At 70.3% G+C, this 24,122-nt stretch carries 22 protein-coding genes; 7 read left to right on the forward strand and 15 right to left on the reverse strand.

The window, feature by feature from the left end:
* From ESG85_RS01300 to eccE, 3 genes are all read right to left on the reverse strand, one after another.
* The coding region (locus ESG85_RS01300) for an SCO5717 family growth-regulating ATPase (protein WP_281287976.1) at nt 1-1,198 on the reverse strand (1,198 nt) is incomplete at its 3' end.
* A 226-nt stretch (nt 1,199-1,424) separates the two neighbouring features.
* Nucleotides 1,425-2,069 carry a hypothetical protein gene (locus ESG85_RS01305; protein ID WP_246094762.1) on the reverse strand — a complete coding sequence of 215 codons (645 nt, stop codon included), beginning with the start codon at nt 2,067-2,069 and terminating at the stop codon, nt 1,425-1,427.
* Between the two features lie 365 nt (nt 2,070-2,434).
* On the reverse strand, nt 2,435-3,760 hold the full coding sequence (eccE, locus tag ESG85_RS01310; protein WP_128976139.1) for a type VII secretion protein EccE: 1,326 nt from the start codon (nt 3,758-3,760) through the stop codon (nt 2,435-2,437).
* 192 nt (nt 3,761-3,952) lie between these two features.
* On the opposite strand from eccE, the gene eccB reads away from it, so the two are divergent.
* From eccB to ESG85_RS01345, 7 genes are all read left to right on the forward strand, one after another.
* Nucleotides 3,953-5,497, forward strand: a complete 1,545-nt coding sequence (eccB, locus tag ESG85_RS01315; RefSeq protein ID WP_128976140.1) for a type VII secretion protein EccB — start codon at nt 3,953-3,955, stop codon at nt 5,495-5,497.
* A gap of 254 nt (nt 5,498-5,751) precedes the next feature.
* The gene (mycP, locus tag ESG85_RS01320; RefSeq protein ID WP_128976168.1) at nt 5,752-6,906 is read left to right on the forward strand and encodes a type VII secretion-associated serine protease mycosin; all 1,155 of its coding nucleotides are present in this window, start codon (nt 5,752-5,754) and stop codon (nt 6,904-6,906) included.
* A gap of 97 nt (nt 6,907-7,003) precedes the next feature.
* Complete coding sequence (locus ESG85_RS01325; RefSeq protein WP_128976141.1) at nt 7,004-7,453, forward strand: hypothetical protein; 450 nt, start codon at nt 7,004-7,006, stop codon at nt 7,451-7,453.
* An 18-nt stretch (nt 7,454-7,471) separates the two neighbouring features.
* Nucleotides 7,472-8,863: a hypothetical protein gene (locus tag ESG85_RS01330; RefSeq protein ID WP_128976142.1), complete on the forward strand. Its 1,392-nt coding sequence runs from the start codon at nt 7,472-7,474 to the stop codon at nt 8,861-8,863.
* 67 nt (nt 8,864-8,930) lie between these two features.
* The gene (locus ESG85_RS01335; RefSeq protein ID WP_128976143.1) at nt 8,931-10,112 is read left to right on the forward strand and encodes a S8 family peptidase; all 1,182 of its coding nucleotides are present in this window, start codon (nt 8,931-8,933) and stop codon (nt 10,110-10,112) included.
* Nucleotides 10,113-10,143: 31 nt separating this feature from the next.
* Nucleotides 10,144-10,470 carry a hypothetical protein gene (locus ESG85_RS01340; RefSeq protein ID WP_128976144.1) on the forward strand — a complete coding sequence of 109 codons (327 nt, stop codon included), beginning with the start codon at nt 10,144-10,146 and terminating at the stop codon, nt 10,468-10,470.
* Between the two features lie 18 nt (nt 10,471-10,488).
* Complete coding sequence (locus tag ESG85_RS01345) at nt 10,489-10,797, forward strand: WXG100 family type VII secretion target (RefSeq protein ID WP_128976145.1); 309 nt, start codon at nt 10,489-10,491, stop codon at nt 10,795-10,797.
* Nucleotides 10,798-10,952: 155 nt separating this feature from the next.
* Here the strand turns inward: ESG85_RS01345 and ESG85_RS01350 are convergent, their stop codons facing one another.
* The 12 genes from ESG85_RS01350 to eccCa all read right to left on the reverse strand — a co-directional run bounded on the left by ESG85_RS01350 (nt 10,953) and on the right by eccCa (nt 24,000).
* On the reverse strand, nt 10,953-11,198 hold the full coding sequence (locus ESG85_RS01350) for a hypothetical protein (RefSeq protein ID WP_128976146.1): 246 nt from the start codon (nt 11,196-11,198) through the stop codon (nt 10,953-10,955).
* A gap of 201 nt (nt 11,199-11,399) precedes the next feature.
* Nucleotides 11,400-12,197: a hypothetical protein gene (locus ESG85_RS01355; RefSeq protein ID WP_128976147.1), complete on the reverse strand. Its 798-nt coding sequence runs from the start codon at nt 12,195-12,197 to the stop codon at nt 11,400-11,402.
* Nucleotides 12,194-12,382: a flagellar basal body-associated FliL family protein gene (locus ESG85_RS01360; RefSeq protein WP_128976148.1), complete on the reverse strand. Its 189-nt coding sequence runs from the start codon at nt 12,380-12,382 to the stop codon at nt 12,194-12,196. Before ESG85_RS01360 ends, ESG85_RS01355 begins: the two co-directional genes overlap by 4 nt.
* A 3-nt stretch (nt 12,383-12,385) precedes the next feature.
* Nucleotides 12,386-12,535: a hypothetical protein gene (locus tag ESG85_RS34805; protein WP_164986134.1), complete on the reverse strand. Its 150-nt coding sequence runs from the start codon at nt 12,533-12,535 to the stop codon at nt 12,386-12,388.
* Between the two features lie 267 nt (nt 12,536-12,802).
* The gene (locus ESG85_RS01365; protein ID WP_128976149.1) at nt 12,803-13,804 is read right to left on the reverse strand and encodes a hypothetical protein; all 1,002 of its coding nucleotides are present in this window, start codon (nt 13,802-13,804) and stop codon (nt 12,803-12,805) included.
* Between the two features lies 1 nt (nt 13,805).
* The gene (locus ESG85_RS01370) at nt 13,806-16,079 is read right to left on the reverse strand and encodes a DUF6571 family protein (protein WP_128976150.1); all 2,274 of its coding nucleotides are present in this window, start codon (nt 16,077-16,079) and stop codon (nt 13,806-13,808) included.
* A gap of 31 nt (nt 16,080-16,110) precedes the next feature.
* On the reverse strand, nt 16,111-16,560 hold the full coding sequence (locus ESG85_RS01375) for a hypothetical protein (protein ID WP_128976151.1): 450 nt from the start codon (nt 16,558-16,560) through the stop codon (nt 16,111-16,113).
* A 122-nt stretch (nt 16,561-16,682) separates the two neighbouring features.
* Entirely contained in the window at nt 16,683-17,312 is a 630-nt protein-coding gene (locus ESG85_RS01380; protein WP_128976152.1) for a hypothetical protein, read from the reverse strand.
* 370 nt (nt 17,313-17,682) lie between these two features.
* On the reverse strand, nt 17,683-17,916 hold the full coding sequence (locus tag ESG85_RS01385; protein WP_128976153.1) for a DUF397 domain-containing protein: 234 nt from the start codon (nt 17,914-17,916) through the stop codon (nt 17,683-17,685).
* Between the two features lie 193 nt (nt 17,917-18,109).
* Nucleotides 18,110-19,084 (reverse strand): hypothetical protein, encoded by a 975-nt coding sequence (locus tag ESG85_RS01390; RefSeq protein ID WP_128976154.1) that lies wholly within the window; start codon nt 19,082-19,084, stop codon nt 18,110-18,112.
* Between the two features lie 67 nt (nt 19,085-19,151).
* On the reverse strand, nt 19,152-19,769 hold the full coding sequence (locus ESG85_RS01395) for a hypothetical protein (RefSeq protein WP_128976155.1): 618 nt from the start codon (nt 19,767-19,769) through the stop codon (nt 19,152-19,154).
* A gap of 277 nt (nt 19,770-20,046) precedes the next feature.
* Nucleotides 20,047-24,000: a type VII secretion protein EccCa gene (gene eccCa / locus ESG85_RS01405; protein ID WP_128976157.1), complete on the reverse strand. Its 3,954-nt coding sequence runs from the start codon at nt 23,998-24,000 to the stop codon at nt 20,047-20,049.
* Nucleotides 24,001-24,122 lie beyond the last annotated feature (122 nt).

Consider the following 24,122-nt stretch of genomic DNA (forward strand, 5'->3'; position numbering starts at 1 on the left):
CGGAGGCCGGCGCCGGGGCGGCGGGCGTGGGGGCGGCGAGCGTGGGAGCGGCATCGGATTCGGGTGCCGCTTCGGTGGCGGCTTCCGCATCGGTGCCGGGGCCGGCGTCCGCGCCGGTGCCTTGGCCGGCGTCCGCCGGGCCGGATCCGGTCGGCTCGGCGGCCTCGGTGGTGGCGGGGCCGTCGGTGGCGTCCGCCGGGGCGGAGGTAGTCGCGGCTGCGGCGTCCGCGGGCTGCGGCGTGCCGGCCGCGCTGTGCTCGGCGGCCTCGTTCGTCTCGGGCTCCGCGTCTGCCGGGGCCGGTCCGCCGTCGGCGGTCGACGGGTTCGCGCCGTCCTCGGAGGCCGTGGGCGCGACGGAGGGCGCCTCGCTCGCCTCGGCCGCACCCGGCGTCTCCTCGGGCGCGGAGGCGGAGGAGGCGGCCGCTTCACCGGACGTGTCCAGCGGGGCGGCCTCGGGAAGGGGCGCGGGCTCGGAGGGGTCGGGCGCGGACGCCGTGGCCGTGGCACGGGGGTCCTCCGCACCGGCCTGCTGCTGCTCGGCCAGCTCCGCCATCTCGCGCTTCAGAGCGGCGGGGGAGAAGCGCATGGTCGCGCCGCTCTCCACGTCCCCGCCGCCGAACGGCACGGCGCCGGGCGCGGATGCGGACGCGGACGCGTCGGTCGTGGGCGCGACCGGAGGAACGGGCGCGACCGGAGGAACAGGCCCGGCCGGACCGGAGGCAGGCGGCGCGAACGGAGCGGGTACGGCCGGGGCCGGATCGCCCGGGGCGTGCGCGCCCGGGGCCGGTACGGCGGGAGCGGTCTGCGCGGGCACGACCGGAGCCGGGGCCACCGGAGCCGGGGCGGGCGGGGCGGGAGTCTGGTTGGCCGGATCCGGAGCAGCCGGGAACGGGGCCGGAGCAGCGGGGACCGGGGCCGGGGCGGCCGGGGCGGGGGGCGCCGGAGAGGGCGGTACGGCGCCCCAGTTGGGCTCGAAACCGCCGCCCGCCGGGACGCCGGGGACGGCGACCGGCGCGCCGGTCGGCGGCGGAGGCGTGGGCGCACCGCCACCCGTACCGACCGTCGCGTTCTGCGTGTACCAGGCCGGCGGGGTGTAGTCGATGGTGAACTCACCCGTCATCTCTGCGGGATCTGCGTCGGACTGATCGTCGACGGGTGGGTTCCAACCCCCGTTGATCTCGTCCCGATCGCGGTTCACTTTGCCTCCTGGTGTGGTCGCGCACCCTTGTGCCGTCGTGGGCGGGCACCTCCCACCCTAAACGCCAGCCGTGCCCCTGGGGCAGGGCCGACGGCCCGCCGCCGCCCGCCGCGCGGATCGGCCGGGTCCCTCAAGTGACCCACGGGTACCGGAGAGTGAAACCCCGGTGCTCCAAACCTGCACAAAACCGGACAGGTTCGTGAAGATGTCGTGCCGACGCTCCGGCTCAGTCCATCCGGCGGGCGGCGCCCAACAATCCGGTCTCGGCGTCCGTGGCCTGCGTCATCACGAACTGCCGGTCGCGCGGCGTGCACCAGAGGGTCACCCCGTCGGCCAGCGTCGACAGGGCCTCCCACTCGGCGCGCTGCAGACCCATGATGCGTCCGATCTGCGTGGCCTCGTCGGGCGAGACCCGCTGCACGCCGACGAGCGAGGACTTCTCCAGGAGCCGCGGCGCCACCGGGCTCAGATAGGGGAGCAGCGTCACCACCGACTGCCAGGGGCCGGACACGACCCGGCCGCGTGGCGGGCGCATGCCGCAGTCGCGGACGACGACCACCGGGCTGCCCGCGGACGCGCCCTGCGGCGGCACCCGGCCCACGTCGTGCAGGGTGATGCAGGGCTGCCCGCCGCCCGCCGCCTGGGCGAGCGCCGTCCAGGCCTGCGCGCGGCCGGTCTCGACGGCGATGCGGACGCCGGTCGCCGCCGCGCGCAGCGCGAGCACCTGCGCGGTCCACAGACCGCCGATCAGCGTGACGTCGTACGGGGCGGGCCGGTTGATGCCGAGCACCGCCGGCCTGCTCTCGGCGTCCACGCCGATGACCACGCCGTCGTCGCCCAACGGCAGTGCCAGCGCGTCGAGTTGGTCCATGGGCGCCGCGTGGCGGTCGCGGCGCGGGCCGATGAGCCCGAAGCCGAACCGGGGCGCGCCGCCGCGGCCGCCCGTACGCCGCCCGGTGCGGGCACCGCCCGTACGGGACCGCCGCGCCGCGGCTCTGCCGCCACCGGGAACCCCGCCGACGACCCCACCGCCCGCGCCGCCCGGCAGGGGCCCGCCGGCGGCCTGACCACCGGCGGCCGGTCCGGCTCCGGCCTGATGCGCGGGACCCTGGGAGCCCGCCTGGTACGGCGGGTTCACCGGGACCTGGCCCTGGCCGTAACCCTGGACCTGCCCTGGGGCAAGGGTGCGGTTCCCCTGCTGGTTCGCCGGGTTTCCCGGACCCGTCGAAGTCGTCATCAGCGCGCACCCCCCAGCGGCAGCGTCGCCAGCATGCCCGGCACCTGTTCGCGGTCGAGCCGCACCAGACCCGTCTTCACGCCGCGCGCCGCGCGCTCCAGTTCGTGCCGGGCCGCCACCAGCTCCTCGTCGCTGCGCCCGGTGATCCGTACATGACCGGTGACCGTCACCTCCTGACGGTCACCGCCGCTCAGCGTCAGGCTGAAGGTCGTCGCGAGCGCCGGAAGCGAGGTCAGCAGCGCCACCAGCTGCGGCATCGACGCGCCCGCGCCGCCTCCGGCGCCCAGCTGGGGCCAGCGCCCCACCCAGTACGTCGTGTGGCGCCGGTCGTCGACCCGCCAGGTGCGCGCCGTCTCCTGGGTGCGCCGCGCCTGCGCCTGGCCGCGACCCGCCTGCGCTATCGCCATCGGGCTCGCGCAGGTGGACGTGGCGAGCGCCGAGGTCAGCTCCTGCTCGGTGAGCACCGTGGCCTTGAAGCCCGCACCGGCCAGCCGGCTCGCCAGCTGGTCCGCCGCCCGCACCAGGCACTTCTGCGCACCCTGCATGCCGCCGCCGCGCGCCTCGACCGCCTCGGCGCACAGCTCCGGATCCAGCTTGAGCGCGATCCAGGTGATCCGGACCGCGGGCGAACCCGTCTGGGCCTGCAGCGGCCCGTAGTTGCGGGCCGCCATCGACTGCGCGGGCAGGTGCGGCGCGGGCGCCGGCTGGGTGTGCTGCACGACCTGCGCCGACTCGAGCCGGATGCCGTCCACGGACAGCACGTCCCGGACGAGCCCCATCGGCAGCGGGTGCGCCCCGCGGTCCGGACGCAGCGCCGAGGACTCCGACTCGACCCGCACGACGGCGGTGAGGAAGGTCCCGTCGCCGATCATCCCGATCGGGCGCCGGTCGCGGTCGCTGTACGCGTAGGTCCGCAGCGCCGGATCGCACTCCACGACCGGGGCGAGACCCGGCTCCGTGCCCTCCGGCACGGTGAAGGACGCGGCCCGGCGGGCCCTGGCGCGCAGCGCGAAGAAGGTGGAGAGCCACTCGGGAAGCGAGCGCCGGTGCCGCCGCACGACGGCGAGCAGCACCAGCAGCGCCGCGACCACACCGGCGGGCACCAGCATCAGCTTGTCGACGACCGCGGCCACGACGAGCACCGCCGCCGCCACCTCGATCAGTACGAGCTGTTGCAATCGGAACGCACCGAAGTGTCCCGGACGTGCCTGGAGCCTCGGCGACACCGACGACGAAACCGGCGAACCGGGCCCCGGAAGGGGAGCGGTGGGGGGCGCGGCAGTGGACCCGGCCGCAGCGGAGCGCGTCCGCGTCGCGGAAGCCATGATGGAGAATCCCCCTCAATTCGTCCCGATCACCCTGGCCCGCCAGGCCTTTGGCGGCCGGATCACCCTACCCGCCCCACGAGCACCGACGGACAGCAGGCATAGTAGGGGGCCGGTCCGACCAGCCGGGGCCCGGGCGCCATGCTCCCCGGACACCCGCGCGAAGACTGCGCCTGACGAAAATGGGGACTCATGGCATCACGGCGGGACGAGCTCAACGCGTACACCTTTGCGAAGAAGCGCACGGTCGCGGCATTCCTCCAACCTTCGCCCTCGGGCACGGAAGAGGGAGCGCCCAAGGCGCTGCGGGCGGTGCTTCCCGGGGTCATCGTCGGTGCCCTCGTCATCGCCGGCTTCGGCGCCTGGGGCATGTTCAAGCCGACCGCGCCCAAGGGCTGGGACGAGCCCGGCAAGAAGGTCATCGTCGGCAAGCAGTCGACCACCCGCTACGTGGTCCTCACCACCGGCAAGGGCAAGGACAAGAAGACCCTGCTCCACCCGGTGCTCAACCTCGCCTCCGCGCGGCTGCTGCTCAACCCGGACGACTTCAAGGTCATCCAGGTCGACGACAAGACGCTGGACATGGGCAAGCCGCCGCGCGGTCCGATCCTCGGCATCCCGTACGCCCCCGACCGCCTCCCCGGCGAGACGGACGCGGGCACCGCCAAGCGCTGGGCCGTGTGCGAACAGCCCGGCGGCGGCAACGGCGGCAACGTGCAGAAGGCCACCTTCCTCTTCGCCAAGCGGGACCTGGGCCGCACCGACAACGGCAACAAGCTGAAAGCCGGTCAGGTCCTGTACGTGAAGGGCCAGAAGGAGAGCGCCCAGTACCTGATCGACCACACCGGCACCAAGTACCGCGTCAACGAGAAGTCCCAGGGCCTCGTCACCGCGCTGTTCGGCGTCAACCGCGAGCCGCAGCAGGTCACCGACGACTGGCTGGCCACCCTCAAGACCGGCAGCCCCGTCGACTACCCGGAGATCCCCGGCGCGGTGGGCGCCGACGCCCACGTCCGCGGCGGCCTCACGCCCGCCCAGGACAAGGTCGGCATGGTGCTCCTCGCCCAGACCGGCTCCGGCCCCCAGCACTACGTGGTGCTGGAGGGCAAGGTGCAGCCCGTCTCCCCCTTCACCGCCTGGCTGATCATCCAGTCCCCGAAGACCGACATCCTCGACATGGCCGGCAAGGCCACGCCCGTGGACGCGGCCTCGCTCACCCCCGAGAGCAAGATGTTCGGCGCCGAACTGCGCTGGCCCGAGCGCCAGTCCGAGCAGGTCAACTCGGTGGGCGGCGACGGCTCCCGCGACACGATCTGCTCCGTCCTGGAGAAGGTCGACGGCAAGGGCAGGACCACCCTGTCGACCTGGGCCGGCCCCGCGTACCCCGCCGACATCACCGCCGGCGGCACCAGCACGTACGTCACCCCCGGCACCGGCCTGCTCTACACCCAGATCCAGGGCGGGCAGTCCGCCTCCGGCGGCTCGCTCTTCCTCGTGACCGACACCGGACTGCGCTACGCCGTCCAGGCCAACGGCGACAGCGACTCCGACCGCTCCGAGATCGGCACCGGCAACCAGCAGAAGCCCAGCGACGGGCGGCCGGAGCCGTCCGACGCGCAGAAGCGCCTCGGGTACGAGAAGGTCACGCCCGTGCTCGTCCCGATCGAGTGGTCCGAGTTCCTGTCGAAGGGCCCGCGCCTGGACACCAACAGCGCGCGTCAGCCGCAGGGTTCGTGAGAGGGGAGGCACCGGTGACGACGTCCCGTACCCGCCGTGCCCGGCGTACCCGCCGTATTCGGCGTACCCGCCCGGGGACGCTGCTGGCGACCGCGACCCTGACCACCGTCCTCGCGACGGCCCCGCAGGCTGCGGCGGCCGGCGGAGCCTTGGCGGCCGGCGCGCCCGGCGGGGCTTCGACGGCCGGCGCGGCCTACGGCGCTACCGCTCCCCGGCCGATCGGGATCGACGGCAGCGGCGAATGCACCTTCCCGATGAAGAAGCAGATCGAGGGCACCCCCTGGTCGCTCCAGCGGGTGCTGCTCGACGAACTGTGGCAGGACACCAAGGGCAAGGGCGTCCGCGTCGCCGTCATCGACACCGGCGTCGACGACGTCAACCCGCAGCTCAAGTCCGCCGTCGACGCCAAGTCCGGCAAGGACTACCTGAAGCCGCTCAAGGAGAACGCGACCGCGGGCAACGACCAGCGCGGCAAGACCGACGGCACCGTCGACGAGGTCGGGCACGGCACCAAGGTCGCGGGCATCATCGCCGCCCGCCCCCGGAAGGGCACCGGATTCGTCGGCCTCGCACCCGAGGCGACCATCATCCCGATCCGGCAGAACGACGAGAAGAACAGCGGCAAGTCCGACACGATGGCCCAGGCCATCGACCACGCCGTGGCCAAGGGCGCCAAGGTCATCAACATCTCGCAGGACACCACCCAGCCGCTCGGCCCCGAGTCGACGCTGGCCAAGGCGGTGGCCCGCGCGCTCGCCGCGGACGTCGTGGTCGTCGCGTCCGCCGGCAACGACGGCATGGACGGCAAACTGAAGAACACCTACCCGGCGGCCTTCCCCGGCGTCCTCGCCGTCGCCTCCTCCGACCGCAACAACGAACGCGCCGCCTTCTCCCAGTCCGGCACCTTCGTCGGCGTCGCCGCACCGGGCGTCGACATGGTCTCCACGGTGCCCGGCGGCGGCCAGTGCGTCGACAACGGCACCAGCTTCTCGGCCCCGTACGTCGCGGGCGTCGCGACGCTGCTGCGCGCCAAGTACCCGAAGTGGAAGGCCTCGCAGGTCGTCACCCGGATCGAGCAGACGGCCATCCGCTCGATCAACGGCCATGACAACCACGTGGGTTGGGGCGTCGTCGACCCGGTCCGCGCCCTGGCGGACGGCCCCGAACCACCCATGACGGGCCCCACCCCGGACCCGGGCCCCCCGAAGCCCCCGGCCCCCGAACCGGCCTACATGGCCCTGTCGGAAACCCCGCAGGAACGCACGGAACGCCTGGCCACGTACGCGCTGGGCATCGCGGGAGTGCTGGTCGCGGTGGTGTCGGGAACGGCCGTGGTGATCAGGGACGGCCGACGGCGACGCCTCGGGACGAACCGCCGGACGGCCCGTCAGATGAGTGCGCATACCTAGGCGCTACCAGGAGATCCGTAGGTACCTTTGCAGTTGGAACTGTCGTACCAAGTCGTTAGAGTGGGCGTGTTCGTGCGTGTGACGAGGGGGAACTGAAGTGGCAGGGCCGAACGGGGACGGCGGCAAGCAGGGGCTCGAAGTCGGCGAAGTGACGCTCCTGACCTTCCAGACGCGTATGCAGAAGCTGGTCGACGAGCTGAAGGGCTCGCCGGCCGAGCACACGAAGATCGGCGAGCAGAAGGTCACGGCCGCGTCGTACGGCACGGGCTTCAGCGCGGCGTCGGAGATGCACGGGGCGTACGAGAAGGTGCGCACGCGGCTCGAAGAGCTGACGAAGATCTTCGGCGAGACGATCGAGGCGATGGGGATCCGGGCGCAGATCGCTCACAAGGGCTATGACAACGTGAACCAGGAACAGCGCGACCGCTACCGCCAGATCCTGGAGACCGCGCGTGAGGACTACAGGAAGCAGCATCCGGCCGAGACGCAGGATCCGGCCAAGCCGGCCAAGCCGACGGCGGACACGGATTCCGGCGGATTCAGCTAAAACGGGGGAGGGAACACGATGTCTGGAGAGTTCGAGGGGAAGTCCCTGGACGCTCTGTACGCGATGATCGCGTCGGCCAAGCCCGAGGACCTCTCGGGCGCCGGCCAGGCACTCGCGGCGGCTGCGCCGAAGATCCTGTCCATCGCCAGTGATCTGCGGCACTACATCTCCCGCGTGGAGTGGGAGGGCGAGGGCGGCAACGCCTTCCGTGAGTGGGGCGCGGGGATGGTCAGGGAGACCTTGGTCCTCGGTGACTTCACCAAGGTCGTGGCCGATGAGATGAGGACCGCCGCGCAGGCGCTCACGGAGGCGAAGGCCAGCTTCCCGAAGCCGGCCGGCATGTGCTTCGCCGACCCGGAGAAGGAAAAGGCCCGCATCGAGGCGGAGACCGGCCCGAAGCTGCAGGAAGGGATCGACGTACTCCGACGCCTGTCGTCGTTCTACGAGTCGACCGGCAACCAGATGCAGGCGCAGCGGACGCCGGACTTCAAGCCGATGACGGAGAGCGGCGTCATCGGCGAGCGGGAGTACGGCGTCGGCAACGGCACCGGTTCAGGGACGTACGCGGGGTCGGGTACGGGCTCAGGTTCGGGTACCACTCAGACCGGCCACACGACGCTCGCGAGGGCCGAGGTGTCGACCCCGAACGACACGGGGCGACGGATCCCCGACCCGGTGAATCCGCCGTCGACTCCGCCGCCGGTCGCGCCGGCCCGTCCGGACAGCGAGGTGGACACCAACCTCGACTCCGTGACGCTGACGCCGCCGCCGGAGACCACGAACAGGCCGCCGGCGCAGCCTCCACTCACCACGACGCCTCCTCCGGCGACCAACCAGCCGCTGCCCCCCGTCTCACTGCCGCCCGTGGCTCCGCCGATGGCCCAGCAGAACGGTGGCCAGCAGTCGCGCCTGCCCGTCACGGGTCTGCCGAGCCAGGCTCCGCGCACCGGACTTCCGGGCCCGAGCACTCTAGGCCCCATGGGCCGGGTCGAAGGCATCACCGGTGGCAAGCAGGTGCCCGGCCGTCCCGTCACGGGGCAGCCGATGGGCCGCATGCCCATGAGCACCGTCGTCGGCGAGGAGCGGGCGGCGCAGTACGGCCGCGGCGCCACGGGCATGCACGGCCCGGGCGGCGTCGGACCGCACGGTGGCCCCATGGGCGGCCAGAACGGCGCCGGCCGCCGTCTGGCGACCCAGCCCGGCGGAACCATCGGTGCGCCCTCGACGTCCGGTGTGAGTGGACGCCCGGCGTTTACGCCCGGGGGTACGGGTCTGGTGCGTCCGCCCGCTTCGACGCAGCAGGAAGGGGAGGAGCGGCGCACGCCGCGCAACCGCCCCGACTACCTGTCCGAGGACGAGGAGACGTGGACCTCGGGCCAGCGCCAGATCGTCCCGCCCGTCATCGGCTAGGAGCACGTTCCTGATGTCCCCCCTCACCCGCGTCGCCGGGCGCCGCGCGGCAGCGCTGCTCGGCGCCATGTCGGCGGTCGTCGCCACCTGGACCGTCGCGGCGCCCGCCGCGACGGCGGACGACATGCGATCGCACCAGTGGTACCTGGACGCGATGAAGGCCGACGAGATGTGGAAGGTGGCCACGGGCAAGGGCATCACCGTCGCTGTGATCGACACCGGTGTCGACGGGTCGCTTCCGGAGCTCCGAGGAAAGGTGCTTCCTGGACGAAATGTCGACACGGGCGGCCCGGGTCGTATCGTGGACGACTCCGACCGCCATGGCACGAACATGGCCCTCGCGATCGCCGGCACGGGGGCCGACGGTGGCGTGAAGGGCATCGCCCCAGGTGCGACGATCCTTCCTGTGAAGGTCGGTGACGCATGGCAGAGCGGCTCCAAGACGAAGTTCGACGGCATCCGCTACGCCGTGGACAACGGTGCTCGCGTCATCAACATCTCCTTGGGCGGTGACGCGAACGCCGAGAGAACCGCCGAATGGCGGGAAACGGTTGACTACGCCCTGAAAAAGGGTGCCTTGATCTTCGCCGGCTCCGGTAACGAGGGAATCGGAGATCCGATGTACCCGGCGTCCATCCCCGGAGTGATCGCAGTCGGCGCTCTCGACCCGAACGGGAAGGTGGCCAAGTTCTCCAACTACGGTTCCCACCTCGCCCTCGCCGCACCGGGAGTCAAGATTCCCGGGCGCTGCCTCACGGACAAGAACGAGGACTGCTTCGGCGACGGCACCAGCCAAGCCACCGCCATCGCCTCCGGCACCGCCGCCCTCATCTGGTCCGCCCACCCCGACTGGACCGGGAACCAGGTCCTCCGGGTCATGATGGAGACGGCCGGCCACGACGGACCCGTTCCGTCCAAGTACATCGGTTACGGGACCGTCCGCCCCGCCCAGGTCCTCCTGGAGGGCAAGGGCAACCCGGGTGACCCCGATGTCAACCCGCTGCTCGCAGCTCGAGGTGTGAGCACGACACCGACATCGAAGGCTTCCGAGCCTTCCCAGACCTCCCCCTCTCCTGAGAACACGGGGGCAAGCGGTAGCGACCAGGCCAAGGACAACGGCCGGGCCGCGGAGTCCGACGAGGGCGGCTTTCCGCTCTGGGCCATCGCCGCGAGTGCCGTCGCCGTCGTCGCCGTCATCGGCCTCGTCGTAGCGGCGGGAGTACGCAGGAGAGCGTCGACAGACGCATGAACAACTGCATCGACAACATGAGGAGCTTCAGATGAGCACTCCCGGTGGGTTCGGACTCGCAGACGATCCGATCGTCAAGGCGAAGAACAAGATCACGGAGACGGCCGACGCGGTCACCAAGCAGGCGCGTGAGCTCGCCAACATCCTCGAGACCTGCGCGGCCGGCTGGACCGGTGTCGGTGCGGCGGGCTTCAAGACGGCCCAGGTCAACCTCAACGAGGACCACGACACCATCCGCCGCCTGCTGGGCGTTCTCCTCAACGCCGTCGGCGAGACGAAGAACCTCAGCAACGCGAACGACGACGAGGTGCGCGCCACCTTCGCCGCCGTGAACCACTCGTCGCTCAACAACATCTGACGTAAAGGGGGAACCAGCATGTCTGTCGACAACGCGGGTACCAAGGTCCGGTACGAGAGCGTCCAGGAGATGGCGAACCGCATCCGCGCGGTCTCGCAGAACATCGTCAAGGACCTCGCCGAGATGGACACCGCGCTCAAGGTCGTCACCGACACCTGGGACGGTGACGCTCACCGTGAGTACGAGATCCTCCAGGGCAAGTACAAGAAGCGCGCCGAGGACATGAAGAACCGCCTCGAGCAGACCGCCAAGATCGTCGAGCAGGGCAAGGACAGCTACCGCTCCACCGACGTCAAGGCCTCGCGCCTGTTCACCGAGGCGTACTGATCCGCGGTACGCGGCCGCTGCGCTGATCCCGCCCTGGCGGCGGGGACGCCAAGAGAACGAGGAAGGGCTCGCTCCGACCGGAGCGAGCCCTTCCTCGCGTTCCCCCGTACTCGCCGCCCCTGGCTGACACCCCCGTGGACGTTCCGTCCTGTGGCCTACGAAGGATCCATGGAACGCCGACCGGAATCAGCGCTGTCCGCCACCTCAAGGAGGAAGTGCTCCGCCACCTGGCCTGTGTTCCTGCTCGTGAGCCAGATGCGCGTGAGGCCGACTGCTTGCGTGCTCAAGCGGTCGAAGCGCTCGCCCTCCGGGACCTTCCCGAAGTCCGCGAGCCAGCGGGCGGAGAGATCGGCACCGGCACCGGCACCGGCACCGGCATCGGCGCCGACGTCGGTCGTCATCGCCGCCGGAGTCGCCAGGCGGAGTGCGAGGTCCTGGACGACCGAGGCACGCCAACCGCTCGCCGTCCCGCCGTCCCGTCTCGTCATGGCCTGGGAAGCCACACCGTCAGGAGCGCCGAGCGCACGGGCCGCCTTGTGCGGAGTCAGGGACAAGTCATCCTCCTGCGCGTCACGCGGGCCGTTACCGGGGCCACCCGTTGTTCACGGAAGATCCACGGAAAGCCGACCGGACTGCGCGCTGTCCGCCACTTCGTCAAGCAGGTCCTCTGCTGCCTGGCCCGCGTTCCTGCTCGTGAGCCAGATGCGGGTGAGATCGACACCTTGCTCGCTCAAGCGGCCGAAACGCCCCTCCTCCGGGACCTTCCGGAAGTCCGCGAGCCAGCGGGCCGAAAGGTCCGCTCCGGTATCGACCGTTCCTGCTCCGGAGGTGGCCAGGCCGCCCGCGACCTCCTGGGCGACCGTGGCCCGCCAGGCCTTCGCGTCGTCCTCGCCCATGCCGTCCGTCACCATGGACGCCAAGCCGTCGAAGACGCCGAGCACGCGCGCGCCCTTCCTCGGAGGCAGCGCCATGGCGGACCCCTTCGCGTCACGGGGGACCGCGGCCAGTGCCCGTGGCACGTGACGGCTGTCAGCCGTCCTCAGCACGGCGTAGGCGTGAGGGTCCTCGGAGACCGCGAGCAGCGCGTCACGAAGGAACGTGTCGTAAACCGAGAGGCGGTAAGTCCCCTCCGCTTCCCAGGGCGGGGCGGCTCGACCCGCGTGCTCGAGGTACGTCGAGTCGAGACCGGCGAGCATTTCGTGGACGTCGGGCGTGTAGTCCGCCAGCGCCGTCGCGAGCGGGAGTCGCAGCGCGGGATCGAGGGATATGCCGTCGGGTTGTGTCGGCCCGAGGGCGAAGAGCACGTCCTTGAGGGACTGGGCCTGCTGTCGCGTGTGAAGCCCGGGCTTGTTCCCTACGGTGGCCTTCACCAGAGCCTCGCCGAAGGCGGCACAGCTCATGCCGGTTGCACGGCCGCGCCCAGGGACTTCCGCACCCGCTCGTTCTCAGGCAGGCCGTTGCACGCCTCGGCGGTGTTCCCGCCGAGCAGCAGCCAGGACCCGATCCCGCCGAGCACTGCCAGGCACACTCCGAGCACGATGACCTTCGTAGCCGCCGGAATCCGGCGGCCGTTCTCCTGTTTCATGACTCACTCGTTGTCTCGGGTGGACGTTGACGGTTGAGGTTCGCTCGCCGGGTCGTTCCGGGCGGCGAGGCCTTCCTTCGTCAGGAGGCCGTTCTCGGCCTGGATCATGGAGAGGCGCTCGCTGAGGACGATGTCGACGGTCCGCTGTGCCATGCCGCTGATCACCGGGATTCCGGTGACGCGCGCGGCGCTCGTCCGACCGGCACGCCTGTCCTGTTCAGCGCTGTCGCGTCACGACTCGCCCGCTCAGCCCGGCGTGACCTGCCGGCGGAACTCCTCCATCGACATCGTGCTGCCGTCCTGTGGCATCGAGAACGGGAACAGTTCGTCGTACTCCGTCGTACTCCGTCGTGCTCGACCGCCCGCCGCGGGCCGACTCGGCAAACCCGCTGCCACAGCGAAGGCTTTCGCCAGCTTCTGTCAGCAGCCGAGCCGTTTGCCGGCCGATTCGACGAAGTTGCGGAACAGGTCCTGCCTGCGTGGAGTTCCGGGCGTTCCAGCGGCGTCGTCGTAGCGCGGGCCGAATTCCAGGGAGAAATACGTCGATGCGCCGGCGCAGTCGGCCACCACATGCCAGGGATCGAAACCCGAGGCACGTCGGTCGCCCGCCGGTGGCTGCTCTTCGAATCCGGGTGAGGAACGGATGGCCTCGACCATCTGCGGGTCCTGGGTCACGGTGTAGGTGGCGTACCCCTCGATGCGGCATGCCCACGTGGGGCGGACGCGGTCCTGAACGCTCTCCATCGTGCCGGGCCGCGGAGCCCCGGGAAACGTCAACCCGGTGAGACCGCATACCGTGCCGCCCTCGATCGGTCGAGGGACGGGAGTCCGGGAGAGGGCGGAGGGAGCACGAAGGGGCTCCTTGGCGCGGCAGCCCGCGCGCTCGGCCGCCTTGCCGGCCACGTCGGTCAGGAGGCGGGCGAGCCGTACGGGATCCGAGCCCCGCGGTGCGTAACCCTCGACGACGGCGGGGCCGGCCCCGGTGGTGCAGGTACTCGGCAACAGGACCCAACCGTGGCCGTCGCCGACTCCTCCGGTCGCACCGTCCGAGAAGAAGGACGCTGTTGCCGGGTTGGGGAAGCGGCCGTTGTCGGTGAAGGGGAAGTCGCCGCGTTCCCGGCTTGCCGAGATGCGGATGCGTTCGTCGTCCGTGCCTGGCAGAACGGATGAGGCCGTCACGGTACAGGTGAAGGCGAGCCGGTCGCCCGACCGTTCGTCCAGACCGTTGTCGTCGGAGACACGGCCGGACGACGAGAACACGGCTGCGGCCGAATCCGTGGACACGAGCCCTCCGCACACCTCGTCCCGCCCGAAGACGTTGGTGTTCAGCCACAGGTGAGCACCAACCGCCAGAACGGCCAGGGCAAGAAGGGGCACGACGACCTTCCGGCCGACCGCCGCCAGTTTGCTGACGTGGTTCATGCTATTTCCTCGTTCGCAGAGCGGAGTAGGCGTCCTCGCGTCCTGTGATGAAGCTCTGCTTGGCCTCGCCCTTCGCGTGTTCATGTGCTTCCGTGTGCCGGATGCCTTGCGCGGTGCCCCATCCATCGATCATGGCGTTCGTGCCACCGACTCCTGTTGAGGTCGTCCTGCTGTCCTTGTCCCTCGCAACGTCTTCCGCCGCTGCCGACACGTCCTTGGAGTACTCGTAGGTGGCTGCGTCGATCATGCGCTGGACGGGGTCGCCCACGACGGGTATCTGGGTGAAGAGGCCACCGACACCGTGGTACGTGTAGCGCATGGCATCGTTGAGGTTGCCGATCTTGGTGTCGCGGTCGTCGAGGGTCATGTCGGAGCCGATGGCCGTCATCGCGCCGTACACTTCGCCGACGTGGCGTGCCTTGTTGTCCCAGTCGCCGACCACGTTTCCTCGCTCTTCGGCAGAGGCATCCCGCGCGGTGGCCAGATACTCGGCCGAGTAGCGCTTCTCGTTCTCGTACAGAAGCTCGTAGACGAGAACGGGCTTCCCATCGGAAGTCGTTTCGTACGCCGCGTCGGACACACCCCGCATCACACGGAGCAGACTGTGCTTGCTGTTGGTAATGCTGGAGTCCTCGCCACGGGCGTTGATGCCGGAGCTGCCCTCGGGGCTGCTCGGCTCGGTGCCGCTGAGAATGGCATGGGTGTCGACGGTGTAGTCGGCCAGGGCGCGACCGAGGGGAACCTTCAGGTTCTGGTGGATGGTGTCGCCCTTGCTGTCCTTGTCCAGGACATTGATGGTCTCCTGCATCACTCGGGCCTGGGCCTCGGAGTGGTGTGCGAAGGCGGCTCCGGCCGAGTTGGGCTCCCGACCGGTGGTGGCGGCTTCGAGTGCGGCGCCGAGGCCGATCCGGCTCGTGTAGTCATCGAAGGTGGTGGCCCTGTATCCCGTGATGACATTGTCGGGCCAGTCCCGGGCTCCGTCGCCGCTGCCGAGGAGATACTTCAGGTGGTCGTTGCCGACGTGGTCGCTGGCCGGTCCGTTGCCTTGAGGGTCGAAGAACGCGGTCGCGGCTTCCGGGTTCCTGCTCATCACACCGAGAAGGCCGTCGATCGGGTCGCTCTCGATTCCCCTCTCCTCCCAACCGCCGCCCCACTTGGTGAAGATGCCCTCGTTCTTCTTCTCCGCGGCGATCAGGTCGTCACCGAGCTGGTAGAGGAACTGGTCGTCGTACTTCGCGTCGGCGTGCTGCATCATGCTGACGAACGTCTGGTAGCCGTGGAGCGGCTGGCTGTTGGAGCCGAAGTTCTTGATGCCGGACTTGTCGAGGCTCTCGGTCCACTCCTTGTAGAACCTGCCGTCCGGACTGCTGAGCCACTCGTTGAACTTCTTCGACCCCGGGGGCGCGTCTGAGACCTTCCCCGGTACCTGGGTCGCTCCTGCCACAGTGTTGGCCAGGCCACGCTCCAGGTCCCTGTGTTCCTTCGTGTTGAGCTTGTTGGCCAGCTTGATCGTTCCGTCGGTACCGATACCGGCGAGGAAGGTCTGGCTGAAGGCCTTGTTCGCAGAGTTGTCGCGGAAGGAACGGTTGAGCTCGGCGTAGTCGGCGGCGGAAACCTTCTCGCCGTTGTTGATGCGGGTGGCGATGTCCTTGGCGTTGTCGGCCTCGTAGAGTTCGATGTCGCCCTTGGCACCGGCGTTGAAGCCGTTGTACTGGTCGTCGCCCTTGCCGCCGATGTCCTTGTTGCTGTCGACGACGACGGCGTTGAGAGCGAGTTTGACGCCCTCGTCGGCGTCGGAGATGGCCTTCACCCGGTCGTCGAGGTGCTTCTGCCACTTGGCGACCCCTTCGCGGACCACTCGCTGGCCCTCGGGGTCGTTGGTGTAGGCCCGACGATCGGCCGCGGAGAGCCGGGCGTAGTCGAAGGAGACGTGTCCCGCTTCCGAGACCTTCATCCCGGCCTCGACGGCATCGGCCCGCGCCGAGTCGAGCTTCCCCTTGAGGTCGACGAACTGCGTATGGGCATCGCGCAGCAGGGACGCCACGGCCTTGGCCTGCGTCTGGGCGGCTGCGTACTCGTAGCGGGTGCCGGCGAAGTTGACGTGGGCGGCACCGGCGCTGATGCCGGTCCAGTCGGGTCCGAGGGTGATCTTCTGGACGGTGTCCCGGTAGCGGTCCTCGACCTTCTTGATCTCGCCCGCCATCGATTCCCACTTGTCGGCAGCCGTCGTCAGGGCCCCGAAGTCGGTGGTCATGACCTCTGCGTAGGTCAGCATGCTGTCGTCCCCCCGTTGCCGTGGTGCCTCGTCATCGCGGCGGCTCTATGTCGTGGATCCGTGACTTTCCCAGGGGCGCGAACTGCCCTCGGATGTGCTGGTCGTTGCCGAGGAAGTAGCCGGACGCACTGCGCAGCCTGCTCTCCTCCGCGTACAGGCGGCCCAGAAGAACCCTGACCTGATCGTCCCAGGTGCTCTGTACCTTCTTGAGGCCGACGGCTGTCTGCCAGCCCTCGAAGGCCTTGACGGCGGCGTCCGATGATTCGTCGGCCCACTTCGTCGCCGTCTTCGTGCTGCGTTCCAGCTCGTTGTGGATCGCGTCGGCAGCCGCACGTTTCTGCGCCGGTGAGGAGCCGAAGTCCGGGTTCCCCGGCGGCGTCGGTCCCGAAGGGCCGGCAGGCAGCTGGTTCAGCCGCATGCTTGATTCCTGCTGATCGGCAGCCTGAGCGCGCATCGCGCTCCACTCCTCGTCGAAACCCATGATCTCCCCGCTTCCGGCCCTCCCCGGGCCGTGCTGCATTCTGCCTGCCGTCGTCCGCGAGCGGCGCTCGTCCGACCGGCACGCCTGTCCTGCTCAGCGCTGTCGCGTCACGACTCGCCCGCTCAGCCCGGCGTGACCTGCCGGCGGAACTCCTCCATCGACATCGTGTTGCCGTCCTGTGGCATCGAGAACGGGAACAGTTCGCCGTAGTCGTCGTACTCCGTCGTGCTCGACCGCCCGCCGCGGGCCGACTCCAGCAGGAGGAGACGGGACGATTCGCCGTCGACGTAGTACGTGTCGCGGGCGCCCCCGGCCGCGGAGATGGTGAAGGCCTGGGCCTTCCGGCCGTGCAGCGTGCGGTCGTTGCCCGCGGCGCGTTCCGCTTCTTCCGGGATCTCGAAGAACGTCTCGCAGCCGCCCTCCGTCTCCGTGACCACGAACTCGCCGGCCAACCGCTCCGGCACCGTGACCGGTTGCCCCTTCTCCTTCAGGGCGTTGGCGAGGAGGGTGACGCCGGTGTACGTCCGGCCGTCCTTGCAGAACATCTCGCCTGAGCCGCCGATCCAGGACGCCTTCACGTGGTAGCCCTGCTTCGGGTCCCACCACGCCTCCTGCGTCCCGCCGGAGAACGCCGTCGTGGTCCCGGAGGAGTGGAACGACGTCGAACGGAGCTGCTCGTTGGCGTCCTCGACCAGCGGATCGCCCGCGCCGCAGCCCGCCAGGGTCAGCACCGCCGCGGTCATTCCCGCCACGACGCCCACCCACGGTGGCCTGCCGCGCCGCCGTGCGGGCCCATCCGCGACATGACACCTGCCGGCCCGGCTGACTCCGTCGGTCCCGTCAGGCCCCCCTGTGCCCGGTCCCCGATGCCTCAGCCGCATGACCGCCCCCCCCGTGCCCTCTTCAAGATCCACGCCGATGTTTGCATCTTGGAAGTGTTCATGTCCAGCGGCGAAGCCGTACCCTCGGCGGCCCTCCCGGTCTGAACAGGGCATCCAGCGGCGCCGTCGAGAACAACGGCGCTCAGCAGGAGTGACCCGATGCCGAAGTGCATACAGCGTCACGTGCAAGGGGTCCGCACCTCCCTCACGGAGGTGCGGACCCCTTGCGCGTGACCTCGCCCTACTTCAGGTCGAACTCCCCGTCCTTCGCGCCCAGGACGAACGCGTCCCACTCCGCCTTCGTGTACCGGAGCACGGTGTCGTGGTCGAGCGACGAGCGCATCGCGATCGCACCGCCCGGCAGGTGGGCGATCTCCACGCGCTCCTCGTCGGGGCTCGTACCGGGAGCGCCCTGCCACTCGACGCCGCTGATGTCGAGCGCGTACAGCTCGTCCTTCTCCTGCTGAGTGCCCATCTGGCTCTGCTCCTCTCGTTGCGTGTCCATCATGGGTGCCACGGGGACCGGCTGTCAGCCGCTCGCGGAATCAGCCCCGCCGGTTCGTCCGGCTGGGGAGGCGAGGCCATCGCCAGGGCCAGGACCTGCCTTCACGAGGCGCGTCGCAATAGTCACGTTCACTCTTCCTGCCCCGGGCTCACCGAGGCGGTCCTTACCGGCAGCCGAGCGATGCGCGCGCTGCGTCAACGAAGGCCGCCTCGACGTCCCGTTCTGAAGGGAGTCCCGACGCCGCACGTTCCTGGGGCTCCCAGGGGTACGTGTTGTTGTCGAGGAGGAAGGAGATGGCGATGCCATCGCACCGCGCCTGAGCCACTCGGGTGCCCTTCAACGAGGCGGCGAAGGAAGGATCACGGACGATCGCCAGACGGGTGAAGGGTCCGTTCTTCCCGTCGTCCGTGAACGACAGGTCGCAGAGCCACACCGAGTCCGTGGAACCGGACGTCTGCTCGTGCACTGACTGCCCCCGCGGCCCGCTGATCTTGTGCAGGGCGAATCCGGGCAGCGCGCAGACCTTTCCGAAATGCGTGGCGGAGATGTTCGAGGGATTCGAAGGCTCTCCGACCGCCGTCGCATCTCCGGGAGCGCAACCGGAGGTTTCGGCGAGGGCGGCGGCGGCGACTCCGAGAAGTCCCGCCATTCCGTTCCGATCGGCCTTCACGCCCGACAGCGTGGCGCGAAGCACCGGGCGCTCCTTCCTGTCCGTGCCCTCCGTAACGGATGTGCAGGATGCAGGCAGAAGAATCCAGCCGCCTTGCTCGTTGACCGCGCCGGACGTATTTCCGGCCATCACGCCGTCACCGGCGGACATCTGCCATGCACCCGACTCGAAGGGGAACCGGGAGGGCTCCGCAGTGACCGTGAGGGACAGCCGGAGGTCGCTGCCGCCGATTCCCCATCCGCTGCGCTCCACCGTGCAGGCCGAGTCGGAATCATCCGTGTACGAGAGTCTTCCGCTGCCGCCCACGGCCTTCTGCACGTCTGCCGGCGTCAGCCAGCCGTGACAGAGGCGATCCGGTCCGAACACGTTGGTGGCGGTACCCACGAAGAGTCCCGCCACCACGAGGAGCACCAACGTGAGCGCCCCCGTCCAGCGTGCGCCGCGGGAAAGACGCCGAGATCTGGTCATACCGACTTACTCCCAGCCGAGGTTGACCACGGCATCGCCGCGGGACGCCGAGTAGGACTGCTTCGCCTCACGCCGCATGGCCTGCCACGCGTCCCCGTTCGGGTCCCTCTTCGCGTTGTGCTCGTCGTTGGTGTCCACCGCGATCGGTGGCCCAGGCGTCGATGAGGCTGTACGTGCCGTCGAGCCCGGCCGAGTAGTGGTCCGAGTCCTTCTCCCGCGCTGCCGCCGAGGCCGCCGAGATGACGTCCTTCGACCACTCGTACGTCGCCGCGTGCACCAAGCGCTGGGCGGTGTCGCCGAACACGGGCAGGCCGGTGATCGGGGCGCCGATGCCGTGATGGGCGTACCTGGCCATGTCGTCGGCCGCCGCGACCTTCCCGTTGCGTTCGTCGAGGATCACGTCGGACCCGTCGGACCCGATGGAGTTCATCGCTCCGGTGACGGCGCCCAGGTCGCTCGAGGGAATCTTCCCTGCCTCGTGGCCCTTTCCACTGCCTGCGGGCGCGTGGGTGAGTTGCTCCATCGCGGAGAGGCGCTGAGAGAAGTCGAAGCTCGCCATGCCGTGGTCGGAGACCCCGTAGCGGTCCTCGACCTTCTTGATCTCGCTCGCCATCGACTGCCAGTTGTCCGCGGCGGCCGTCAGTGCCCCGACGTTGGTGGTCATGATCTCTGCGTACGTCAGCATGGTCCTGCTCCCCCATCGGCGTGGTGCGTCATCATCGCGGCGGATCTGTGTCGTGGAGCTTGGACTTCGAGAGCGGCGCGAACTGAGCCTGGATGTCCAGGTCGTTCCGTACGAAGGAGCTCTCGTCGGCCCCGCTCGTGGCCTGCCTTGTACTGCCGTCCAGCTCGCACTCGATCGTGTCGGCCGCCGCCTGCTCCCGTACGCCTGATCGTTCGCCGTCCCCGCGCGGGGACGCGCTGTGGTGCGGTGCCGTCGGCCCGCACCGCACCACAGCGGCCTACCGCTCCGGCAGTCGCCCCGTCTGCACCAGCGACGCCTGCCCGCGTCGGCCCACGAAGTAGCCGCGGCCCGGCGGCATCGGGCGCGGGCGGGCCGTGCCGATCAGGTCGCCCTCCGACGGGTCGCCGGAGAGGACGATGCCCTGCGCGCCCAGCTCCTTGATGCGCTGCATGAACGACTCGTACATGGAGCGCGACGCGCCCGCGCTGTTGCGCGCGATGATGAAGCGCACGCCCGTGTCACGGGCGAAGGGCAGGTACTCCGCGAGCGGGGCGAGGGGGTTGCCGGCGCTCGTCGCGACCAGGTCGTAGTCGTCGACGATGATGAAGACCTGCGGCCCCGACCACCAGCTGCGGTCGCGCAGCTGCTGCGGCGTCACGTCCTGCGGCGGCTGGCGCCGCGCGAAGACGCCCGACAGCGCCTCCATGTGCATCTGCATGGAGCTCGCCATCGGCGCGTACTCCAGCAGGTGCTCCTCCGGCAGGCTGCCGAGCAGCGCCCGCCGGTAGTCGCCGACGACCAGCTTGGCCTCGTCGGGGGAGTAGCGCTCGCCGATCTGCTTGGCGATCAGCCGCAGCAGGTTGGTCTTGCCGGACTCGCTCTCGCCGAAGACCAGGAAGAACGGGTCGGTGTCGAAGTTGACGAACACCGGCTCCAGGCGCGTCTCGTCGATGCCGATCGCGATGCCGTGCTGCGGGAACTCGAAGCCCTTCGGCAGCTGCTCGGCCGCCAGCTTGTGCGGCAGCAGCCGCACCGCGGGCGCCCCGGGACGGTTCTGCCAGCCGCTGCGTACGGCCTCCACGAACGCCGCCGTGCCCGACGCGAGGTCGTCCGCCGAGCTCGAGCCGTCGATCCGCGGCAGCGCACCCATGAAGTGCAGCTTCTCCGGCACCTGGCCGCGGCCCGGCACACCGGTCGGCACGTTCGCCGCCACCTTGCGGTCGAACTCGGAGTCCATGACGTCACCGAGCCGCAGCTCCAGCCGGCCCAGCATCTGGTCCTTGAGCGCCGCCCGCACCTCCATGTAGCGGGCCGCGGTGATGACGACGTGGATGCCGTAGCCGAGGCCGCGGGCCGCGAGGTCGGCGACCAGGGACTCGAGACCCTCGTACTCGTTGCGGAAGCCGCCCCAGCCGTCGATGACCAGGAACACGTCGCCCCACGGCTCGTTCGGCAGCTCGCCCGCCGCCCGCTTGCGCCGGTAGGTCGCGATCGAGTCGATGTTGTGGGCGCGGAAGAACTCCTCCCGCCGGTTGAGCACACCGAGCACCTCGGCCACCGTGCGCCGCACCCGCTCCGGGTCCAGACGCGAGGCCACACCACCGACGTGCGGCAGCTCGGCCAGCGACGACATGCCGCCACCACCGAAGTCCAGGCAGTAGAACTGCACTTCGGCCGGCGTGTGGGTGAGCGCGAACGACGAGATCATCGTCCGCATCAGGGTCGACTTGCCGGACTGCGGACCGCCGACCACCATCATGTGGCCCGCCGCGCCCGAGAAGTCCCGGTAGAGCACCTCGCGCCGCTGCTCGAACGGCTTGTCGATGAGGCCGAGCGGCACCGTGAGCCCGCCCGGACGGGTGTACTCGGTCGCCGTGAGACCGCGCTCCGCGGTCGCCGCCAGCCCCGGCAGCAGCTGGTCGAGCGTCGGCGCCTGGTCCAGCGGCGGCAGCCACACCTGGTGCGCCGGCACGCCCTGCCCCTCGAGCCGCCGCACGATCACGTCCAGCACCGTGTCCGCGAGCGCGTCGTCGTCCTCGTCGCGCTGCGCCGTCAGGTACGCCGGGTCCGGAGCCGCGTACACCACGGGCACCGGCGACGCCGTGAACAGCGCGGGCCGCCGCTCGATCGCCATGCTCCCCGCCTCCAGGCGCGGGCCGCCCGTACGGTACGTGCCGGAGACGTACGCCGCCTTGAAGCGGGTCATCTCGTCCGTGCCGAACTTCAGATAGCCCGAACCCGGCACCGACGGCAGGTGGTAGGCGTCCGGCACGCCGATCGCGGTGCGCGACTCGGCGGCGGAGAAGGTCCGCAGACCGATCCGGTACGACAGGTACGTGTCCAGGCCGCGCAGCTTGCCCTCCTCCAGGCGCTGCGAGGCCAGCAGCAGATGCACACCCAGCGAACGGCCGATACGGCCGATCTGGATGAACATGTCGATGAAGTCGGGCTTGGCGGTGAGGAGTTCGGAGAACTCGTCGATGACCAGGACCAGCGAGGCCAGCGGCTCCAGCGGCGCACCGGCCGCCCGCGCCTTCTCGTAGTCGTGGATGTTGGCGTAGTTGCCCGCCGACCGCAGCAGCTCCTGGCGCCGCTGGAGCTCACCGCGGATCGCGTCGCCCATGCGGTCGACCAGCGTGAGGTCGTCGGAGAGGTTGGTGATGACGGCCGCCACGTGCGGCATCTGCGACATGCCCGCGAAGGTCGCGCCGCCCTTGAAGTCCGCGAGGACGAAGTTCAGCGTCTCCGAGGAGTGCGTCACCGCGAGGCCCAGCACCAGCGTCCGCAGCAGCTCCGACTTTCCGGAACCCGTCGCACCGACGCACAGACCGTGCGGGCCCATGCCCTCCTGCGCGGCCTCCTTGAGGTCGAGCATGACCGGCTGCCCGTCCTCGCCGACACCGATCGGCACCCGGAGGCGCTCCGCGACCGACCGCGGCCGCCAGGTGCGCGCCACGTCCACCGAGGCGGCGTCGCCCAGGTTCAGCAGGTCCGTGAAGTCCAGGTTCGCGAGCAGCGGTTCGTCGTCGTCCCCGCCGCCCATTCGCAGCGGCGCCAGCTGCCGGGCCAGCGCCTCCGCGGCCGGCAGCGACATGCCGTCCGGCACGCCCTCGTACGCGAAGCCGCCGCCCGACTCCAGGCGCAGCCGCCCCGGCCGTACGACGACGGACAGACCGCCGCGCGGTTCGTCGAGCTCACCGGAGACCACCTCGACGATGGTCACGCCCTGCAGGCCCTCGGCCGCCGCGAACAGCGAGTCCGGCGGCACCATCCCGCCGTCCAGGACCACCACGACGTGCGGCTGGTCCAGGACCGGCTGGTTGTCCCGGCTGAACCGCGGCCGGCCGTCCAGCTTCGAGCGGATCAACTGCTCCAGCTCGCCCAGGTCGTCGCCGAACAGCCGCTTCGTGCCCGCCCCGTCGACCGTGCCCGGCACCTGGGTGTGCGGCAGCCACTTCGTCCAGTCCCAGCGCTCCTGCGCGCCCCGCGCCGCCACCACGGCCACCATCAGGTCGTCGGGGGAGTGCAGCGTCACCAGCTGCGCCACCAGACCGCGCGCCGCGGACTGCGCGGCCTCCGGGTCACCGGACACCGTCACGTGGTAGAAGGCCCGCAGCGAGACCGCCATCGGCAGACCGTCCAGGGTGCCGTGCACCGCCAGGAACTGCTGCATCGCGCCCGCGCACAGCGGCTCCAGCTCGTCGACCGGCGCCGTCTCCGGCGCCACCAGCGGAGTCGACAGCTGCTGGGCGCCGAGCCCGACCCGGGCCTGCGCGAAGTCGTGGTCGCCGACGCGGCGTTCCCACACCCGCGAACCCTCCGCGACGAGCGACCACAACTGCTCCGGCGCCGGGTGCAGATACAGCTGCGCGTCCCGCTGCCTGCGCGCGGTGCGCCGCACCGTACGCCGGGTCTGCGCGAGGTATTTGAGGTAGTCCCGCCGGACATCGGCCATTTGCCCCTGCGACCCCTTGCGGAATCTGACGAACTGGGCGATCGCCATGCCGACCGTCGAGGCCAGCATCAGCGTGCCCATGATCCGCATGATCGGGGACGGCGTCATGAAGAAGAACACCACGGACGAGCCCATGCCGAGCATCGGCAGGAGCTGCATCAACGCCGACTCCTGCTGCCCCCGCGGCAGTTCCGGCGGAGACTCCAGGACCAGTTCCTCACCGGGTACTTCCGGAGGAAGGGACCTCGGCGGGCGTTTGACGACGATCTGGCTCACCGGCGCATCAATCCCTCGTTACGGGCGGGCTCGTGGAGGAACTTCCGCACCTGCGCCCCCGTCGGCTGTCGTTCCGTGCGGACTCCCCCGTGAGTGCAGGATCCTACTTGCAGCCACCCGGG

This window comes from Streptomyces roseicoloratus, assembly GCF_004117935.1.
Lineage (GTDB): Bacteria > Actinomycetota > Actinomycetes > Streptomycetales > Streptomycetaceae > Streptomyces > Streptomyces roseicoloratus.

What these genes read in the sequence shown, in the direction of transcription:
- ESG85_RS01305 (WP_246094762.1), bottom strand. Translation starts at nt 2,069, where the DNA reads ATGGACCAACTCGACGCGCTGGCACTGCCGTTGGGCGACGACGGCGTG.
- eccE (WP_128976139.1), bottom strand. Translation starts at nt 3,760, where the DNA reads ATGGCTTCCGCGACGCGGACGCGCTCCGCTGCGGCCGGGTCCACTGCC.
- eccB (WP_128976140.1), top strand. Translation starts at nt 3,953, where the DNA reads ATGGCATCACGGCGGGACGAGCTCAACGCGTACACCTTTGCGAAGAAG.
- mycP (WP_128976168.1), top strand. Translation starts at nt 5,752, where the DNA reads ATGAAGAAGCAGATCGAGGGCACCCCCTGGTCGCTCCAGCGGGTGCTG.
- ESG85_RS01330 (WP_128976142.1), top strand. Translation starts at nt 7,472, where the DNA reads ATGTCTGGAGAGTTCGAGGGGAAGTCCCTGGACGCTCTGTACGCGATG.
- ESG85_RS01335 (WP_128976143.1), top strand. Translation starts at nt 8,931, where the DNA reads ATGTCGGCGGTCGTCGCCACCTGGACCGTCGCGGCGCCCGCCGCGACG.
- ESG85_RS01340 (WP_128976144.1), top strand. Translation starts at nt 10,144, where the DNA reads ATGAGCACTCCCGGTGGGTTCGGACTCGCAGACGATCCGATCGTCAAG.
- ESG85_RS01345 (WP_128976145.1), top strand. Translation starts at nt 10,489, where the DNA reads ATGTCTGTCGACAACGCGGGTACCAAGGTCCGGTACGAGAGCGTCCAG.
- ESG85_RS01350 (WP_128976146.1), bottom strand. Translation starts at nt 11,198, where the DNA reads ATGACGACCGACGTCGGCGCCGATGCCGGTGCCGGTGCCGGTGCCGGT.
- ESG85_RS01355 (WP_128976147.1), bottom strand. Translation starts at nt 12,197, where the DNA reads ATGAGCTGTGCCGCCTTCGGCGAGGCTCTGGTGAAGGCCACCGTAGGG.
- ESG85_RS01360 (WP_128976148.1), bottom strand. Translation starts at nt 12,382, where the DNA reads ATGAAACAGGAGAACGGCCGCCGGATTCCGGCGGCTACGAAGGTCATC.
- ESG85_RS34805 (WP_164986134.1), bottom strand. Translation starts at nt 12,535, where the DNA reads ATGGCACAGCGGACCGTCGACATCGTCCTCAGCGAGCGCCTCTCCATG.
- ESG85_RS01365 (WP_128976149.1), bottom strand. Translation starts at nt 13,804, where the DNA reads ATGAACCACGTCAGCAAACTGGCGGCGGTCGGCCGGAAGGTCGTCGTG.
- ESG85_RS01370 (WP_128976150.1), bottom strand. Translation starts at nt 16,079, where the DNA reads ATGCTGACCTACGCAGAGGTCATGACCACCGACTTCGGGGCCCTGACG.
- ESG85_RS01375 (WP_128976151.1), bottom strand. Translation starts at nt 16,560, where the DNA reads ATGGGTTTCGACGAGGAGTGGAGCGCGATGCGCGCTCAGGCTGCCGAT.
- ESG85_RS01385 (WP_128976153.1), bottom strand. Translation starts at nt 17,916, where the DNA reads ATGGGCACTCAGCAGGAGAAGGACGAGCTGTACGCGCTCGACATCAGC.
- ESG85_RS01390 (WP_128976154.1), bottom strand. Translation starts at nt 19,084, where the DNA reads ATGACCAGATCTCGGCGTCTTTCCCGCGGCGCACGCTGGACGGGGGCG.
- ESG85_RS01395 (WP_128976155.1), bottom strand. Translation starts at nt 19,769, where the DNA reads ATGCTGACGTACGCAGAGATCATGACCACCAACGTCGGGGCACTGACG.